14 protein-coding genes and 1 pseudogene are annotated in these 16514 nt (G+C 65.0%); 4 read left to right on the top strand and 11 right to left on the bottom strand.

Translation table 11 applies throughout. The features are described 5' to 3' along the window. Positions 1-72: 72 nt before the first annotated feature. The 4 genes from A5625_RS25375 to A5625_RS25360 form a co-directional block, all read right to left on the bottom strand. Positions 73-1317: a cytochrome P450 gene (locus A5625_RS25375; RefSeq protein WP_067000840.1), complete on the bottom strand. Its 1245-nt coding sequence runs from the start codon at positions 1315-1317 to the stop codon at positions 73-75. A gap of 5 nt (positions 1318-1322) precedes the next feature. Beyond that, positions 1323-1517: a ferredoxin gene (locus tag A5625_RS25370; RefSeq protein WP_067000837.1), complete on the bottom strand. Its 195-nt coding sequence runs from the start codon at positions 1515-1517 to the stop codon at positions 1323-1325. 11 nt (positions 1518-1528) lie between these two features. Next, the gene (locus tag A5625_RS25365; protein ID WP_067000791.1) at positions 1529-2194 is read right to left on the bottom strand and encodes a TetR/AcrR family transcriptional regulator; all 666 of its coding nucleotides are present in this window, start codon (positions 2192-2194) and stop codon (positions 1529-1531) included. A 91-nt stretch (positions 2195-2285) separates the two neighbouring features. Next, positions 2286-3092, bottom strand: a complete 807-nt coding sequence (locus A5625_RS25360) for an SDR family NAD(P)-dependent oxidoreductase (protein WP_067000788.1) — start codon at positions 3090-3092, stop codon at positions 2286-2288. 134 nt (positions 3093-3226) lie between these two features. On the opposite strand from A5625_RS25360, the gene A5625_RS25355 reads away from it, so the two are divergent. The 4 genes from A5625_RS25355 (at position 3227) to A5625_RS25340 (ending at position 9401) form a co-directional block, all read left to right on the top strand. Next, positions 3227-6010, top strand: a complete 2784-nt coding sequence (locus tag A5625_RS25355) for an AAA family ATPase (protein WP_082984555.1) — start codon at positions 3227-3229, stop codon at positions 6008-6010. 95 nt (positions 6011-6105) lie between these two features. Beyond that, on the top strand, positions 6106-6870 hold the full coding sequence (locus A5625_RS25350) for an SDR family oxidoreductase (RefSeq protein WP_067000831.1): 765 nt from the start codon (positions 6106-6108) through the stop codon (positions 6868-6870). 20 nt (positions 6871-6890) lie between these two features. Beyond that, positions 6891-7613: an SDR family NAD(P)-dependent oxidoreductase gene (locus A5625_RS25345; RefSeq protein ID WP_067000785.1), complete on the top strand. Its 723-nt coding sequence runs from the start codon at positions 6891-6893 to the stop codon at positions 7611-7613. Positions 7614-7784: 171 nt separating this feature from the next. Continuing rightward, positions 7785-9401 (top strand): multicopper oxidase family protein, encoded by a 1617-nt coding sequence (locus tag A5625_RS25340; RefSeq protein WP_067000828.1) that lies wholly within the window; start codon positions 7785-7787, stop codon positions 9399-9401. On the opposite strand, the gene A5625_RS25335 is transcribed toward A5625_RS25340, so the two are convergent. From A5625_RS25335 to A5625_RS25305, 7 genes and pseudogenes are all read right to left on the bottom strand, one after another. Further along, positions 9389-10213 (bottom strand): alpha/beta fold hydrolase, encoded by an 825-nt coding sequence (locus tag A5625_RS25335; RefSeq protein WP_067000782.1) that lies wholly within the window; start codon positions 10211-10213, stop codon positions 9389-9391. The genes A5625_RS25340 and A5625_RS25335 overlap by 13 nt on opposite strands. Then, positions 10213-11202 carry a cyclase family protein gene (locus tag A5625_RS25330; RefSeq protein ID WP_067000779.1) on the bottom strand — a complete coding sequence of 330 codons (990 nt, stop codon included), beginning with the start codon at positions 11200-11202 and terminating at the stop codon, positions 10213-10215. The genes A5625_RS25335 and A5625_RS25330 overlap by 1 nt, the downstream gene beginning before the upstream one ends. Then, the gene (locus A5625_RS25325) at positions 11190-12017 is read right to left on the bottom strand and encodes a coniferyl-alcohol dehydrogenase (RefSeq protein ID WP_067000776.1); all 828 of its coding nucleotides are present in this window, start codon (positions 12015-12017) and stop codon (positions 11190-11192) included. Before A5625_RS25325 ends, A5625_RS25330 begins: the two co-directional genes overlap by 13 nt. Before the next feature lie 41 nt (positions 12018-12058). Then, complete coding sequence (locus tag A5625_RS25320) at positions 12059-13360, bottom strand: LLM class flavin-dependent oxidoreductase (RefSeq protein ID WP_067000774.1); 1302 nt, start codon at positions 13358-13360, stop codon at positions 12059-12061. A 2-nt stretch (positions 13361-13362) separates the two neighbouring features. Further along, a complete protein-coding gene (locus A5625_RS25315; protein WP_156748552.1) occupies positions 13363-15090 on the bottom strand; it encodes an FAD-binding protein in 1728 nt (575 codons plus the stop codon). A gap of 8 nt (positions 15091-15098) precedes the next feature. Then, the gene (locus A5625_RS25310) at positions 15099-16016 is read right to left on the bottom strand and encodes a 3-carboxyethylcatechol 2,3-dioxygenase (RefSeq protein ID WP_067000770.1); all 918 of its coding nucleotides are present in this window, start codon (positions 16014-16016) and stop codon (positions 15099-15101) included. After that, positions 15964-16514 (bottom strand): annotated as a pseudogene (locus A5625_RS25305) (3-(3-hydroxyphenyl)propionate hydroxylase); the annotation flags it as partial. The gene A5625_RS25310 and the pseudogene A5625_RS25305, both read right to left, overlap by 53 nt.

Here is a 16514-nt window from a genome sequence, read left to right as displayed (position 1 = left end):
CGTGTTTGCCTGAGTCGTCATCATTGACCCTCCAATCGGATCCGCAAATTTCTTCAAAAGTAGCGAGCTGGGCTACCAGGTCACCGGCAGTTCGTAAACGCCGTAGGCGAGGCGGTCATCCTTGAACGGCACCTCCTCGATCGGAATGGCGAGTTTCAAGGTGGGGATGCGCCGGGCCAGCGTGTGAAACACGATCTGCAGTTCGGCGCGGGCGAGCTGCTGTCCCACGCACTGATGCCGGCCATAGCCGAATGCGACGTTGCGGTCGGCGCCGGAGCGGTGTAGGTACAGCCGGTCCGGTTCGGCGAACGCGTCCGAATCCCAGTTGGCCGGAGCCAGATCGATGATGATGCCCTCGCCGGCACGGATTGTCTCGCCGGCGATGTGGATGTCTTCGAGCGCGACCCGGCGCTGGCCGTTCTGGATGATGCTGAGGTAGCGCAGCAGCTCCTCCACCGCATTGGCGATGATCTTCGGATCTTCGGCATCGCGGATGACGGCCAGCTGGCCGGGGTTTTCCAGCAGGGCGAGCACGCCGAGCCCGATCATGTTCGAGGTGGTCTCATGCCCGGCGATCAGCAAGCCGGTGCCCAGCTGGGCGGCCTCCTTCACACTGAGCTCGCCGGCTTTGACCCGCTCGGCGAGGTCGGAAACCGCGTCCTCGGCCGGATTCTCCATCTTGGCTTCGACCAGCTGGGCAAGGTATTTGTGGAGGCTCATCGCGCCTTTGACGGTGTCTTCACCGGTGGCATAACGCGCCAGCCCGACGTTGGCGTGATGCTGGAACATGTCGGCGTCTTCGTAGGGAACCCCCAGCAGCTGGCTGATCACCAGCGACGGCACCGGTAGCGCCAGTGCGGTGACGATGTCGGCGGGCTGCTGTCCGGCGAGTATCGCGTCGATGTGGTCGTCGGTGATCTGCTGGATCGTCGGGCGCAAACCTTCAACACGCTTGAAGGTGAAGGGCTTCGACAACATGCGCCGGAATCGGGTGTGCTCCTCACCGTCGGCGGTGAAGACTGACCGCGGGCGCTTGTGCACCGTGGACAGCATGCCTTCGTTCCAGTGCGGGAATCCGGGCTGCCGGTCGTCGACACTGACCCGCGAATCCGAAAACAATTCGCGCACTTGCTCATAACCCGTGATGAGCCACGGTGTGCTGCCGTCCCAGATCCGGACCCTGGACAGCGGCCTGGCCGCGGCCAGTGCCATGACATCCGGCGGCGGGGCGAACGGGCAACGCGGCTCCCGGGCCATCGGGTAGTCCGGGATCTCACCGGTCTGCTCTGCTGCGGTGCTCGTCAGGATGTCGGACATCTTTTTCATTCCTCGATGTGGATGGCAAGCGCGGGGCAGGCCGCCGCCGCTCGACGCGCTCCGTCGGCCTGCTCGGGCGTGGGATGGGGATTGAGCAGGACGACGACGCCGTCGTCATCGCGCTGGTCGAACACTTCGGGAGCATTCATCGCGCAATTCCCCGAAGAAGCGCAAATATCCTGATCGACAGTCACTTTCATCTGCGAGCCCTTCACTCGTACGCCGTCACGGGCGCCAGCCACAGGCCCACGATCGCGTCGATGAGCCCGGATGCTGCCGCCCGCCACGAACGATGAAACGTCGATGCGCCTGCGGCAAGCGCTCGTTCACGATCGGCGCAGGTGTGCATCAACAGGTTTCGAGCCATGATGTTGCGCTCGAAGTGCACCTCGGCCGGCAGCTCGGGCAGGCAGCAGTTGATGCCCTCGACGACCTGCACCAGCGACCGGGAGCTGAGCGCACCCTTGACGATGATGTTGTAGTAGGCGGGGTCGGTCATCGCCTGGGCCGCGAAACGCGCGTACCAGGTGGGGTTTCCGAGTTCCTCCAGGTGATCGGTCAGCGGGCGCACCAAGCAGGCCACCCAGTTGCGCATTTCGGCAGAACCGTCCGCGTCCAGCAGTTCGGTCACCATCTGCTCGCGCAATTGCTCGACCGGGCCACGGTGCTTCTGCTCGATCGCCCGCACCAGGTCGGCCTTGGTACCGAAGTGGTAGCCGACCGCCGCGTTGTTGCCCTGCCCGGCGGCCTCGCTGACCTGCCGATTCGACACCGCGAACATGCCGTGCTCGGCGTACAGCCGCTCGGCGGCGACCAGGATCGCCTCTTGGGTGGAACTGGCCCGTTCGGTGCGAACGGTCCGGCCGGCGGTGGTCATTGGATCAGTGAACCTCGAACCAGAGTTTAAGTCAAGCGATTGATTTAAATCAGCGGGCCCGCTGGAGCGCGGACGCCGCCCCGCACTGATATCAGTGGTGCTTCCTGGATCTGATCACCTTGCCCGCCACGGTCCCGCCGTCGACCGGCAGCACGGTCCCGGTCACATAGCGCGACCGGTCGGTGGCGAAATACAGCGCCGCCTCGGCGACATCGTCGGGGGTGCCCTCGCGCTTGAGCGGGCGGTCATCGCGCATGCCCTGACGGATCCGTGCCTCGAATTCCTTGAGCTGTTCCGGATCCATCCCGGCCGCGGATTTCCCCAAAATCGGCGTGGGGATACTGCCCGGCGCGATGGCGTTGACTCGAATGTCGTGATAGGCCAACTCAATTGCTGCGGCCTTGGTGAATTGAATGACGGCCGCTTTGGACGCGCGATAAACCATCACACCGCCGCCTGCCTGGATGCCGCCGATCGAGGTGATGTTGATGATCGAACCGCCACCGTGTTCGGCCATGTGCCGCGCGGCATCTCGGGTACCCGCCATGACGCCCAGCACATTGACCCCCATGACGCGGTGGAAATCGGCGAGGTCGTCGTCGAGCAACTTTCGCAGCGGACTGGAAATTCCGGCGTTGTTCACCATGACGTGCAGGCCGCCGAACTTCTCGGCGGCACCGGCCACCAGCGCTCCCACCTGCTCGGGGTCGGAGACGTCGGTCTGCCGGAAGGCGGCGTTGACACCGAGCGACTTCGCCAACTCCTCACCCCGGTCGGTCTCCACGTCGGCGATGACTACTCGCGCGCCCTCGGCCACAAACCGCTCCGCGAGACCGCGGCCGATGCCGGACGCCGCGCCGGTGACGACGGCGACCTTGCCGTCCAATTCGTTAACCACACGACGAGTTAATCGGCGCATGCCTCGTTAAGTCAAGCAACTGATTTAACACTTGTAGGGGCGGCGCTCACCACGGTGATGACACCGCGCCCCCGGTAAGGTCGAACAGCAATCTTCTTCCAGCGGTGGTATGGGTGAAAGTTCAACAGGCATTACCTCTGCGCGGTCGGCGCGCGGAATGCGCGGCCCTCGATCGGCTGGTATCGGAAGCCCGCTCGGGCCAGGGCCAGGTCTTGGTGCTGCGCGGCGAGGCTGGCATCGGCAAGACAGCCCTGCTGGACTTCGCGGCCGAGAACGCCGCGGGCTGCCTCACCGCGCGGGTGGCGGGGGTCGAATCCGAGATGGAGCTCCCCTTCGCTGCCCTGCAACAAGTCTGCCTACCGCTGCTGGAGTGTCTCGATCGGTTACCGCCGCCACAGCGGGACGCTCTGGACGTCGCCTTTGGCCGGAGCGCGGGGCCGACTCCGGACCGCTTCCTGGTCGGGTTGGCGGTGCTGAGTCTGATCGACGCAGCGAGTGAGGGCAGGCCCCTGATCTTCCTCGTCGACGACGCCCAGTGGATTGACCGAATCTCGGCCCAGACGTTGGCATTTGTTGCTCGTCGTCTGATCGCTGAGCCCGTGGCGATGGTGTTCGCAGTGCGTGACGGCTGCGACGACGACTTAGCCGGCCTGCCCGAAATGATTGTGCGCGGCCTCAATCCGCGCGACGCTCGTGCATTGGTGGACTCGGTCATCGTCGGTCGGCTGGACGACCAGGTGCTCGATCGCTTCGTGGCGGAAACGCGGGGAAATCCGCTGGCGCTGTTGGAGTTGCCCAGTGGTCTGACCGCGGCCGACCTGGCGGGAGGCTTCCAGCGTCCGGACGTCCAGCCGTTGGCGGGACAGATCGAGCACATTTTCATCCAACGCATCCGGTCACTGCCCGAACAATCCCAGCTGCTGTTGGTCGCCGCGGCCGCGGAACCGGTGGGCGACGCAGCGTTATTGTTGCGCACCGCAGAACATTTGGGTCTTCCACTGAACGCGACGGAAGACGCCGAGTCTGCGGGACTGATCGAGATCGGGACGCGGGTGCGATTCCGACACCCGCTGGTGCGGTCGGCGGCGTATCGTGCGGCGGATCTGATGGAACGCCGGCGGGTGCATCAAGCGCTCGCCGAGGTAACCGACTCCGACACCGATCCCGACCGACGCGCATGGCATCTGGCAATCGCAGCGCCAGGACCCGACGAGTCCATCGCTGCCGCGCTCGAGCGCTCCGCCGATCGCGCGCACTCCCGGGGCGGTGCCGCCGCTGCGGCCGCCTTCTTGGAGCGGGCGACCCAGCTGACCGCCGACCCGGCCCGCCGGGGAACGCGGGCGCTGGCCGCCGCCCAGGCCATGCGCGACGTGGCGGCTTTCGACGCCGCGGACGAACTGCTAACCATCGCCGAGAACGCGTCGCTGAACAATTTGGAGCGGGCCCGAAGCGCCAGGCTGCGCGCGCAGATGGTGTTCGCCCGACGCCGTAATGGAGATGCCGATGCCCCTACGGTTTCCGATGCCGCCGTCGGTCTCCTCGACGCCGCCCGCCGGCTGGAAACGCTCGACGACGCACAGTCTCGGGAAACGTACTTGGACGCGCTGGGGGCGGCGATGTTCGGCGGCAGGCTGTGCCCGCACGGCGGTATTCACCTGGCCGCCGAAGCGGCCCGCGCGGCCCCACCCGGGCCGAAGCCGGAGCGGGCGGTCGATCTGCTCCTCGATGGCATCGCACTGCGAGCGACGGCTGGTCTGGTCCCGAGCCTGGCGCCGCTGCGGCGTGCGCTGGCACTCATCGATGCAGAAGCCGAGCGGGGCGATGACGTCATGCATTGGTTCTGGCGAGCCTTCCCCATCGTTCAGGAATCCACCGTCCACGAAATATGGGATGACGAGGTGTGGCATCGGCTTGCCACGCACGCCGTACGTCTCGCACGTGATGCAGGCGCGCTCGCGGTGTTACCGCATGCGCTGGCCTACCGCGCCGGCGTACACCTACAGGCCGGAGAGTTCGCGTCGGCTTCGGCGCTGATCGAAGAAGCCAGCGCCATCAGCGCCGCGACCGGCTATGCCCCGGTGAAGTACCAATCGGTGCTGCTGGCCGCCTGGCGCGGCGTCGACGCGGAGGCACAAAAGCTGATCGACATCGCTGCCACCGACGGAGTGGCAAGGGGGGAAGGACGAATCGTCGGTTTGGCGGGCTATACGAAAGCCTTGCTGTACAACGGCCTCGGCCGCTATCACGACGCGTTCGATTCCGCCCGGCAGGCATGCGAACACGAAGACCTCGGTCTGTTCGGCTGGTGTCTTATCGAACTCATCGAAGCTGGTGCTCGAACGGGCGAACGCGAAGCGGCGAGCGATGCCCTGCGTCAACTGGAAGAGCGCGCGACAGTCAGCGGAACGGACTGGGCTGCAGGCATTTTAGCCAGGTCGCGAGCGTTGCTGGCCCACGATCGCAAGGCCGAGGATTTCTATCGGGAGGCGATCGAAAAGCTCGAACGGACCCGCATCACGGTGCAACTGGCCCGTGCCCATCTGATCTATGGAGAGTGGCTGCGCCGCTGCAATCGCCGCATCGATGCTCGCACGCAGCTGCAGACTGCCCACGAGATGTTTGGACGGATGGGTGCTGAGGCGTTCGCCGCGCGGGCGCGCCGCGAACTCCTGGTCACCGGCCAGAAGGTGAGTAAGCGCTCCGCCGCCCCCGGCGACGAGTTGACGCCACAGGAGGCGCAGATCGCCCGCCTGGCCGGTGAGGGCCTGACCAATCCCGAGATCGCCGCTCAGTTATTCATCAGCGCGCACACCGTCGAATGGCACCTGCGGAAGGTGTTCGCCAAGCTCGGCATCACCTCGCGCAGGCAGCTCCGGGGTTGCGACTTAGCCCCCTGAGCCGACAAGACTACGGACTTTCCAGGGTTCCGGCCGGCCCCTGTCGGGGCCATGCTGAATGCACCAGTTCATCGGGAAACTTGAAAGGCGTGATCATGAAGGTTCTGGTAATCGGCGGCAGTGGACTCATCGGGTCGCAGGTAGTCGCCCAGCTCAATGAACTGGGACACGACGCCGTTGCGGCCTCGCCGAGCTCGGGGGTCAACACCATCACCGGCGAAGGTCTCGCCGAGGCCGTCGCCGGTGCCCACACCGTGGTGGACGTGTCCAACTCCCCGTCCTGGGCCGACGACGACGTGTTGAACTTCTTCACGACCTCGACCCGCAACCTCCTCGAGGCCGAGCGCGCAGCCGGTGTGCAGCATCACGTTGCGCTGTCCATCGTGGGAGCCGACCGGGCGGCCGCAAGTGGCTATATGCGCGCCAAGATCGCTCAGGAGAAGCTGATCACGGAATCCGGCGCTCCCTACACGATCGTGCGGGCTACTCAGTTCTTCGAATTCGTTGAGGGCATCGCCGATTCGCTGGCTGAGGGCGACACGGTGCGGGCCCCGCATGGTGCATTCCAGCCGATCGCCGCCGCGGATGTCGCCACGGCCGTCACCCGCGCGTCGGTCGGAGATCCGGACGGACTGATCAATATCGCCGGTCCGGAAAAGCGGGGCATGGACGACTTCATCCGGACTCGCTTCGCCGCAACCGGCGACGCACGCAAGGTGGTCACCGACCCGACCGCCCAGTATTACGGCGCCGTGCTCGACGACCGCACGATCGTTCCCATCGAGGGCGAAGAAGTGACCCTCTACCCCACCCGATTCGGTGACTGGCTGGCAGCTCAGCTGCACAGCAACGCCAACTAGGCGTCCGAGGGTCGACTTCGATGGAGCTGATGGATCAGACCGCCGTGATCACCGGCGGGACAGCGGGCATCGGACTGGAATCCGCGCGGCTGCTCGCAAGCGAAGGCGCCACGGTCATCATCACCGGCCGCGACCAGGCCAGGGGTGACCAAGCGGTGGAAGCAATCGGTACGAACGCACGCTTCGTCCAAACCGATATGGCCGACGCCGAATCGGTGAATTCGCTTGTGCAGCAGTGCGGCGACGTCGACATCATCGTCAACAACGCCGGCAGCTTCCCGTCCGCATTCACGGTCGACCAGGACATGGCGATGTTCGAGACGGTGTTCGACACCAATGTCCGCGGCGCTTACTTTCTGGTCGCCGGCCTGATCCCCGGAATGCTGGCACGCCGTCGTGGCAGCATCGTCAACGTCACCACCATGGCCGCGTTCAAGGGGATCCCCGGCGCATCGGGCTACAGCGCCTCGAAGGCCGCGCTGGAGTCGCTCACCCGCACCTGGGCCGCCGAATTCGGGGCGGCCGGGGTGCGGGTCAACAGCGTGGCACCCGGTCCCACCCGCACACTCGGAGTGGCCGCCGCATGGGGTGACGTGAACGAGGAACTCGGAAGAGCATTGCCGCTCGGCCGCACCGCATTCGCTTCCGAGATTGCAGAGGCCATCCTTTTTCTCAGCTCCCCGCGGGCCAGCTTCGTCACCGGCTCTACGCTCCACGTCGACGGCGGCGGCGCGGCCGTTTGAGTCCCGCCTGCACCAGATCATTTCGCGCACAACCACATTGACATGATCCAGGCGCAATCTCCGTATGGTCGGGCGACGTGCGATCATCAGAAGACCTAGCGCTGGCGGTTGCGCTATGCCTAGCATCCAAGCACGAGAACATTGGGGCGAACCGAAGACGAGGAGCACCAATTGCCCGTGCAGCCCACAAGCGGTGTCCCCGTCGACGGGACTCGGCTCACCAGACGCGGATTCATGGCCGCCGGCATCGCCGGCGGCTTGGCACTGACGGCCTGCAGTCAATCCGACCCCAAGCCGTCGGGCAGCGCCCGGCTGGCTTCGGCCATCGCCGAAGCCGAGGCCGCGCGGCCACATAGCGGCCGCGCCGTCACCGCCAAGCTGGAGCCCCAGCGGGTCGAGGTAGACCTGGGCGGGCCCGTCGTCAGCACGCTGGCCTTCGGCAACAGCATCCCGGGCCCGGTGATCCGCGCCAGCATCGGTGACGAGGTTGCGGTCACGGTGTCGAACCGGCTCGATCATCCGACGTCGGTGCATTGGCACGGGATCGCCCTGCGCAACGACATGGACGGCGCTGAACCGGCCACGCCCAACATCGGGGCCGGCCACGAGTTCACCTACCGCTTCTCGGTGCCGAACTCGGGTACTTACTGGGCACATCCGCACACCGGCCTGGACGAGGACACCGGCCTCTACTTGCCGGTCATCGTCCACGACCCGACCGAGGGTAATTACGACGCCGAATGGATCGTGGTCCTTGATGATTGGACCGATGGTGTCGACAAGAGTCCCCAACAGCTCTACACCGAACTGAGCAACCCGAACAAGCCTCCACAGTCCATGCCCGAGACGACGACCTCGACAACTTCGACGACCGAGACAACCTCCACGACGACCGAGACGACATCGACCAGCCCGACAACCTCGACGAGCGCGACCACGAGTGCACCGGGGCCTTCGCCGGGAAGCGTCGGCACCAGTGACCTGCTCGGTGGCGACGCCGGAGACATCGCCTACCCGCACTACCTGATCAACGGCCGAATCCCCGCTTCCCCCACAACGTTCAATGCAAAACCAGGCGAGCGCATCCGGATTCGCTTCATCAACACCGCCTCCGACACCACATTCCGGGTGGCGCTGGCCGGCCATGCGATGACGGTCACTCACACCGACGGCTACCCCGTGGTGCCCGCCCAAGTCGACGCCCTGCTGATCGGCATGGCCGAACGCTACGACGTTACGGTGACCGCCGCGGACGGCGTCTTCCCACTGGTCGCACTCGCCGAGGGCAAAAACGGACTGGCGCGGGCATTGCTCTCCACCGCCGCGGGTACCCCACCCGACCCGCAATTCCAGCCGGCCGAACTGACCAAACTGGTGGGGTCCGTCGAGATGTTCACCGCCACAACACCGGTAAACTTGGGCCGCCCCGACCCGGGGCTGAACCTCCCCGTCGTCCTGGGCGGCAACATGATGCAATACAACTGGATGATCAACGGAGAGCCGTACAGCGAGACTGATCCGCTACGCGTGCAACACGGGCAGCGGCCCACCATCACATTCGACAACACCACGATGATGTATCACCCAATTCACCTGCACGGACACACGTTCCAGGTGATCAAGGCCGACGGAAGCCCGGGCCCGCGTAAGGACACCGTCATGGTGTTGCCAAAGCAGAAGCTTCTCGCCGTTCTCGTTGCCGACAATCCCGGCACCTGGGTGATGCACTGCCACAACACCTATCACCAGGTGGCCGGAATGATGACTCGCATCGACTACGCGTTCTGACGTGCGCCCAGGAAATCCAGCAGCAATCCATTGACCACAGACGACTGCTCTATTTGAGGGCAGTGCCCGGCCTTGTCAACCACCACGGAGCGGGCACCGTCGATCTGCCCGGCGATCTCAGCGGCCCATCCGGCCGGCAGCAGCTTGTCGCCTCCGCCTTCGACGACAAGCGTTGGCACGTCGATGCGTTCGTAGGCACGCGCGCTCGACGGAGTCGATGAAGGCGCGGCCCCTGGTCGGCGAAACCGTGCTGCGGCGATGGCCTCCCACGCCCCCGGTGCGGTGGCCGACTCGTGACGGCGCCGAACATAGTCGTCGTCGGCCGGATAGCCGGCATCAAAGAAGAGCGCTTCGACGATGCGGCACATCGCCGGCAGTGTTGCATCGTAGTTCTGCAGCGCCTCGAAATGCTCATTCTGCTGAATTTGACCGCCCCCGCAGATGATCGCCAAGGAGCGGACGGGAAGCAGTCGGGCGTCCGCCGTGGCGTCGGTGAGCAAGTTGATGGCACCCATCGAATTGCCGACGAAATGCGCCGACTCGACGCCGAGCAGTTCACAAAACCGCGCCACATGCCGAATGCGCATGCCTCGGCCGTCGACAAAATCGACGACCTTGGCCGTCTGGCCGTAGCCCAACTGGTCGGGCGCCAACACTAGATACCGCGCGGCGAGCGCGGCGATGTTGCGTTCCCAGCCGAGGTCGGCAGCGGCGCCGAATTCACCGCCGTGCAGCAAGACCACCGGGTCGCCTTCGCCGGCTTCCAGGTAGCTGGTGGTCAGACCGTCAACCGAGATGGTCTTGCGCTGCATCACTTGATTGCGATCGGGTTGACCGGCGAGCCCACTGCCCCAACGAATCTCAGCGGCGGTGCGACGAGTTGAAACTCGTAGACGCCGTCGGCGGCGCAATCGGCGGCCAGTGCGGTCAGGTCCCAGTACTCGCCGAGCATCAGCCCCATGTCACGCAGCGTCAACAGGTGAAAAGGCAAGAACACACCGTCCACCCCGGACACCGGGTCTTCGACTTGCAGGTTGTCTGACGCGACCGCGGCGATCTCGTGATCGTGCAACCACTGCGCACATCGCCAGTCCAGGCCGGAATACAGTTCGGTCTTATTCCCTGTCTGCAGATACCTCGTCCACCAACCGGTTCGGATGAGCAGGATGTCACCGCGGCCGATTGTGACCCCCTGTGATCGAACGACATCGTCCAATTCCTCAGGAGTGATTGGGTTTCCGTGCTCGAGAAAGACCTCCGCGCCGCGATGGCGCACCACATCCAGCAGCACGCCGCGCGAGGTGATGCCTTTGCCGTCAACCTTCTCGATGCCCAGGTGACGGGCCCCGAGACTGGTCACCGAACCCGCTGGGATCCCGTTGTAGAGCTGGTCGTCGTAATAGACGTGCGACAGCGCATCCCACTGGGTGGCCGCCTGCAACGGCATGATGATCATGTCGTCGTTGAACCGGAACAGATTATCGACGAAGTACGGGCCCATCTGCGCCGCCGTCGGATTCCGGTCCCAATCCGGTCCGTACCGAGCCAGCGTGTTCGCGTCGCCACCGTCCACCGTCATCACGTGGATCGGATTGTGCCGAAAGCCGAAGGCGCCCTGCGGTCCCGACGAGCCGAAGTCCACACCGAGCGGAAACACCTTGCCGTGCCGGACCAAACTCGCGGCCTGAGCGACCTTTTCGTCGGTGATGAAGTTCAGTGTGCCGAGCTCGTCGTCATCACCCCAACGGCCCCAGTTGCTGACATCGCCAGCGGCTCGGCGAAAGTCGGTCACACTGGCCACGGAGCATGCCCTTCCTCGAGTTCGCGGGCGATAGCGGCCCCCACGTTTCCGCCGTCGACCCATAACACCTGGCCCGAAATATAGCTGGCCGCATTGCTATTCAGGAAGAGCAGAGCCGAGGCTTGCTCGGCGGGCCCGGAGACGCGACCCAGCGGCTTGGGGATGTCGTCGAGAAAGCCTTGCCCGTATGCCGTGCGCAACTGGTCCAGGATGGGCGTCTCGGTCACCCCGGGACCGGTGCAGTTGATCCGGATTCCACGCGCGCCCAGCGCCGTCGCGCTGCGCATGGTGTACAGGATGATCGCTTCCTTGGACAACTGATAGCCCGTCCCCAGCACCTCGGGATGGCGAGAGCACCAGTCGATACCCTCCCGCATGGTCGCGGTATGCAGCAACGGCGCCACTTCCCGCAGATGTTCTCGATACCCGGCTGCCGCGAGCGACGACACGCTGGCAATGGACGACCCCGCAACCATCTTCGGGAGCAGCGCCTCGGTGAGAAGACGCATCCCCAGGAAGTTGATGGTCACGACGAGTTGCGGGTCGCCGATCCCGGAAGACACCCCGGCAACATTGAACAGCGCGTCGACTCGGCCCGTGACCGCGGCTACCGCAGACTCGATCGATGCCTGGTCCGCGAGGTCGACCTCATGAAACTCGTCCATCTCGAAGCCGGGTCGCCGCTTGTCCAAGCCGATCACCTCGGCGCCGAGCTCGGTGAGCTGCCGAACCACGTGTTCGCCGATGCCGGAAGCACATCCGGTCACCACCGCGCGGCGACCGTCATAGCGCCACAGCTCGTCGATCTCTCCCAAGGCTGGCCCCGAAATTCTCCCGACTCAGATGCCCTCTGGCACTACTTCTGCTGTTCCTTTGCCCGCTGCGCCGCCTGAACGCGGCCTTCGTTGATCTCCGCCATGGCTTCGGGGATCTCGCTGGCGGTGAACTTACCGCCGCGACCAGTCGGGAGTCCACCAAACGAGTAATCCTCGTCGAATTGTGGTGCGGTCGATTTCGGCCTGCGCGCCTCCACCTTCTCGATGACGGGCTCGAGTCGCTTCGCCTTTTCGGCCACCGCCTTCGCGTCGCGCTCGATGAATTCGGGGAGCACCTCTTTGCCCATCAGCTCGATGGATTCCATGGTGCCCTCGTGGCTGCGCGGGTTGAGCAGCAAGATGATCTCGTCGACGCCGCTCTCTTCGTAACCGCGCAGGAACTCGCGCACTGTTGCCGGGGATCCGATTGCGCCCCGGCCGGGGCCGTAGGCCAGTGTCGGATCCTTTTCCACCTCCTCGAGATAGCGCTTCCACACTCCGGTCCGCCCGGGGGTATGCACTCCTGTCATGTAGTAGTGCATGATTCCGAACGAGAAGAACCCACCACCCTGGCCGAGCCGCTGCAGGGCGAGCTCGTCGGTCTTGGCCACCATCATCGACAGGTCACCGCCGATGGCCAAGATGTTCGGGTTGATTCGCGGAGTGACCGGGACGCCGTTCTCCTCGAACTCCTTGTAGTAGCCGTTGACCCGCTCGGTGAGCGGTCCGGGACCGGTGTAGGCGAAACTCAAAGCGCCGATGGCTTTTTGCGCGGCCATTTGCACACTTGCCGGCCGCGTGCAGGCGACCCACACCGGCGGGTGCGGCTTTTGCAGTGGCTTGGGCACGACGTTGCGCGCCGGCATCTGGACATGCTCGCCGTTGAACCCGGTGAACGGCTCCTCGATCATGCACCGGATCGAGACCTCGAGGGCCTCCTCCCACTGTGCCCGTTTGTCGGCGGGGTCGATGTTGAATCCACCGAGTTCACCGACCGACGACGATTCCCCGGTGCCGAATTCGACACGGCCGTTGGACAACAGGTCGAGGGTGGCGATGCGTTCGGCCACCCGGGCGGGGTGATTGACCGCCGGCGGCAGGTGCATGATGCCGAATCCCAGCCGGATGTTGTTGGTCCGTTGGCTGGCTGCGGCCAAGAATATTTCCGGCGCCGTCGAGTGGCAGTACTCCTCGAGGAAGTGGTGCTCGGTCAGCCACACCGTGGAGAATCCCGCTTTGTCGGCGGCCTCGACCTCATTGAGACAGTCCTGCAGCATGACGTGCTCGTCGTCAGGCGCCCAGGGCCGCGGGAGGGCGAATTCGTAGAACAGCGAGATTTTCATTGTTACCTCCTATGAGTATTAACGGCTCGGTTGGCTGCTTGGGCCGCAACGTGTTTCGCCGCGACATAGCCGAAGGTCATGGCTGGGCCGATGGTTGCCCCGGCGCCGGCGTAGCTGCGGCCCATCACCGGCGCGGAGGTGTTACCCACCGCGTAGAGTCCGGGCACCACGCTGCCGTCGGTCCGCAGTACCCGGGCGTGTTCGTCGGTCAGCAGGCCGCCCGAGGTCCCGAGATCCCCGAGCACGATCCGGAAGGCGTAGTACGGCGGATCACCAAGCGGATACAGGTTCGGGTTGGGTAAGGTGTGGTCGCCGTAGTAGTTGTCATACACGCTGTCGCCACGGTTGAAATCGTCGTCGTGGCCCTTACGGGCGAGTTCGTTGAAGCGGCGGGCGGTCTCGCCAAGCTGCTCGGGCGGAACGCCGATCTTGGCCGCCATTTCGTCCCACGTGGTGGCCGCTTTGACCACACCCGATTCCAGCCAGGCCGGTGGGATCTTCCGGCCGGTGGGCACGGGCGCACCGGGGATCTTGGGTATCGGCAGGTGTCCGCCGACTACGTAGCGATTGAACGATCTGTGGTCGGTGATCAGCCAGCACGGGATGTGGGTGACGCCGGACCTCTGACCCTCGATCATCGCGTGACCGAAGTCCATGTAAGGCGCTGCCTCGTTGATGAAACGTTTGCCCGCGCCGTTGACGATGAACTGCGCCGGCATCATCCGTTCGTTGAGCATGAATTGCATACGGCCGTCCGGCCACTGGATCGCGGGGAACCACCACGCTTCATCGAGCAGATCCGTTGCAGCTCCAACCTTTTGGCCTGCGCGGATGCCGTCGCCCATGGCTGCGGGATTGCCGAAGCTCCAGTCCTGGTCTACCTCGGGCAGCAGCTCCTTGCGCCAGGCGAGGTCGTGGTCGAATCCGCCGGACGCCAGGATGACGCCCAGGCGTGCGCCGATCTGCTGCGACTTGCCCTCTCGTTCCACCACCGCGCCGGTGACGGTTCCGTCGGAGTCGGTGAGTAACTGCACCATCGGCGAGTCCAGCCACAGCGGGATACCACGCTCCCGCAGCGCCAACCGGAGCCGGGCCGCCAGCGACTGTCCGATCGCCGCCATCCGCTCGCCGAACACCCTCGCCCGGACCATTCGCGCAATCAACTTGAGCAGCACGCCTTTGCCGGCCCATGACTGCCTGATCCGGTAGAACGTGCGCAGCTCCTTGGGGCCCAGCCAAATTCCCTTCGGCGCCAGCGCCAGGGGTTGCAGCAGCTTCTGCTCGTCGGGGCCCAACTTGCGCAGGTCGATGGGCGGCACGTTGATGGTGCTGCCCAATTCGGAGCCGCCGGGCAACTCCGGGTAGTAGTCGGCATAGCCGGGCTTCCAGACGAATTCGAACCATCCCGACAGCTGCTCCAAGAACTCAAGCATCTGCGGTGCGGTCTCGACGTATTGCCGCAGCCGCGCCTCGCTGACCAGACCATCAGTGATTTGTTTGAGGTAATCCACAACGCCGTCCGGTGAGGGCACGTATCCCTCTCGCCGCTGGGCCGGAGCCCCGGGAACCCAGATGCCACCGCCGGACAAAGCGGTGGAACCGCCGAAGTGAGAGGACTTTTCGATCACCAGCGCGTCAAGTCCGGCGGCCTGGGCCGTCAATGCGGCGGTCATGCCGCCGCCGCCCGACCCGACGATGAGTACATCGACAACGTGATCGAAACCGTCCAACGCCGCCGTCATTTCGGAAGTGCCGTTCTGATGGCGAAACCGGCGATCAGTTCGGGTGCGGGTTTGTAAAACCGCGCCGTGGTTTGGTAGGGCCCCGCCGTTTCCAGCGCCGCGAATGCCGCCACCCAAGTACGGATTTCGTGTGCGGAGCTGCCGCCCTCGTGGGCGACGAAAGAGTTCGACCACTGGTCCAATTCGCTCAGCCATCCTCCGTCGATGATCTCCAGGAACCGGTGGTCCCACGTCGGGTTGAGCGGCTGCAGTTGGCTGTCGCCGGCGGCGAAGTTTCTGGCCGCTTGGATGACGGCCGCTTGCCGGGCCTGCCGCTGCTCGGGTGTCATCGGCTGGCCGTGCACGATCCGCTCCAGCACCGGTTCGGGCGCGGTCGCCAGGGTCGGCACGGGCGGACTGTGGGACAGTCCGCCGGATCCCAGGATCAGGATTCGCTTGTCCAGGGTGGCCAGATAATTGCCGACGGCGGTACCGAGTGCACGGCAGCGATGCATCGGCCCCAGTGGCACGCCGATGGCGTTGACGAAGATCGGTATCACAGGGCGCGAGAGTGCGTCGCCGAAAAGCTTTTCCAGCGGCTGCACCGTGCCGTGATCCACGTCCATGCTGGCCGATACCGCCACGTCGACGCCTTCGTCGAGGACCGCTTTAGCGCAATCGACCGCAAGCTGCTCGGGTACGTCCAACGGGCCGGCATGGGTGCCGTAATCGCCCACACCGCAGGCGCTGGTGCCGATACAGAACGGCGGCATCACCTTATAGAAGAAGCCGTTGTAGTGATCCGGAGAGAAGATGACGACCAGTTCGGGGTCATACTCTTCGACAAATCTGCGTGCTTCGGCGATTGCGCCGTCGATGTCGTCAAGCAGGTCCCGCGACGGCCCCGGAAGATTCAGGAGAGGGCTGTGCGACATACAGCACAGAGCCAGTGCCACTTTGCAAATCACCTCCTCGCGGCGTGAGTGTGAGCGCGTCAAGGAGCGCGGCGCTCAGGTCGGGGGCGCGCTGAGCGATGCAGGCACCCGCGATGCATCGGTCGGGGCGAAGGAACAGCACCGAGTCGGAGTGGGTGTCGAACCAGGATTTGAGGCCACCGTGCCGATCGCCCACGACGACGACGTCGGGGTCGTCGTGGCCGGCCCAGTGCAACTGCGTCGCCGGTCGGAGTGCAAAGAATCGGGCGCCCAGCGCTTTCCAGTTGGCGAACGCTACGTCGCCGAGAATTTTGCGTGGGTTGTTGTTCCAGCACAGCACGGCGAACCATGCGCCGAGTACGTCGTCGAGCAACACGTTCTGCCGGTTTCGGGTGTCCACGTGCGGCTGGATGAACAGCGTTCCGACCGGCGAATCGGAGCGGCCCGGCGCGGCGTGCACGACGGCACCGTGCTCGTAGCGGGGCATCGGCTTGAACC

The sequence above is a fragment of the Mycobacterium sp. 1465703.0 genome (assembly GCF_001672975.1).
GTDB lineage: Bacteria > Actinomycetota > Actinomycetes > Mycobacteriales > Mycobacteriaceae > Mycobacterium.
This window is presented reverse-complemented; position numbering and strand designations above follow the sequence as displayed.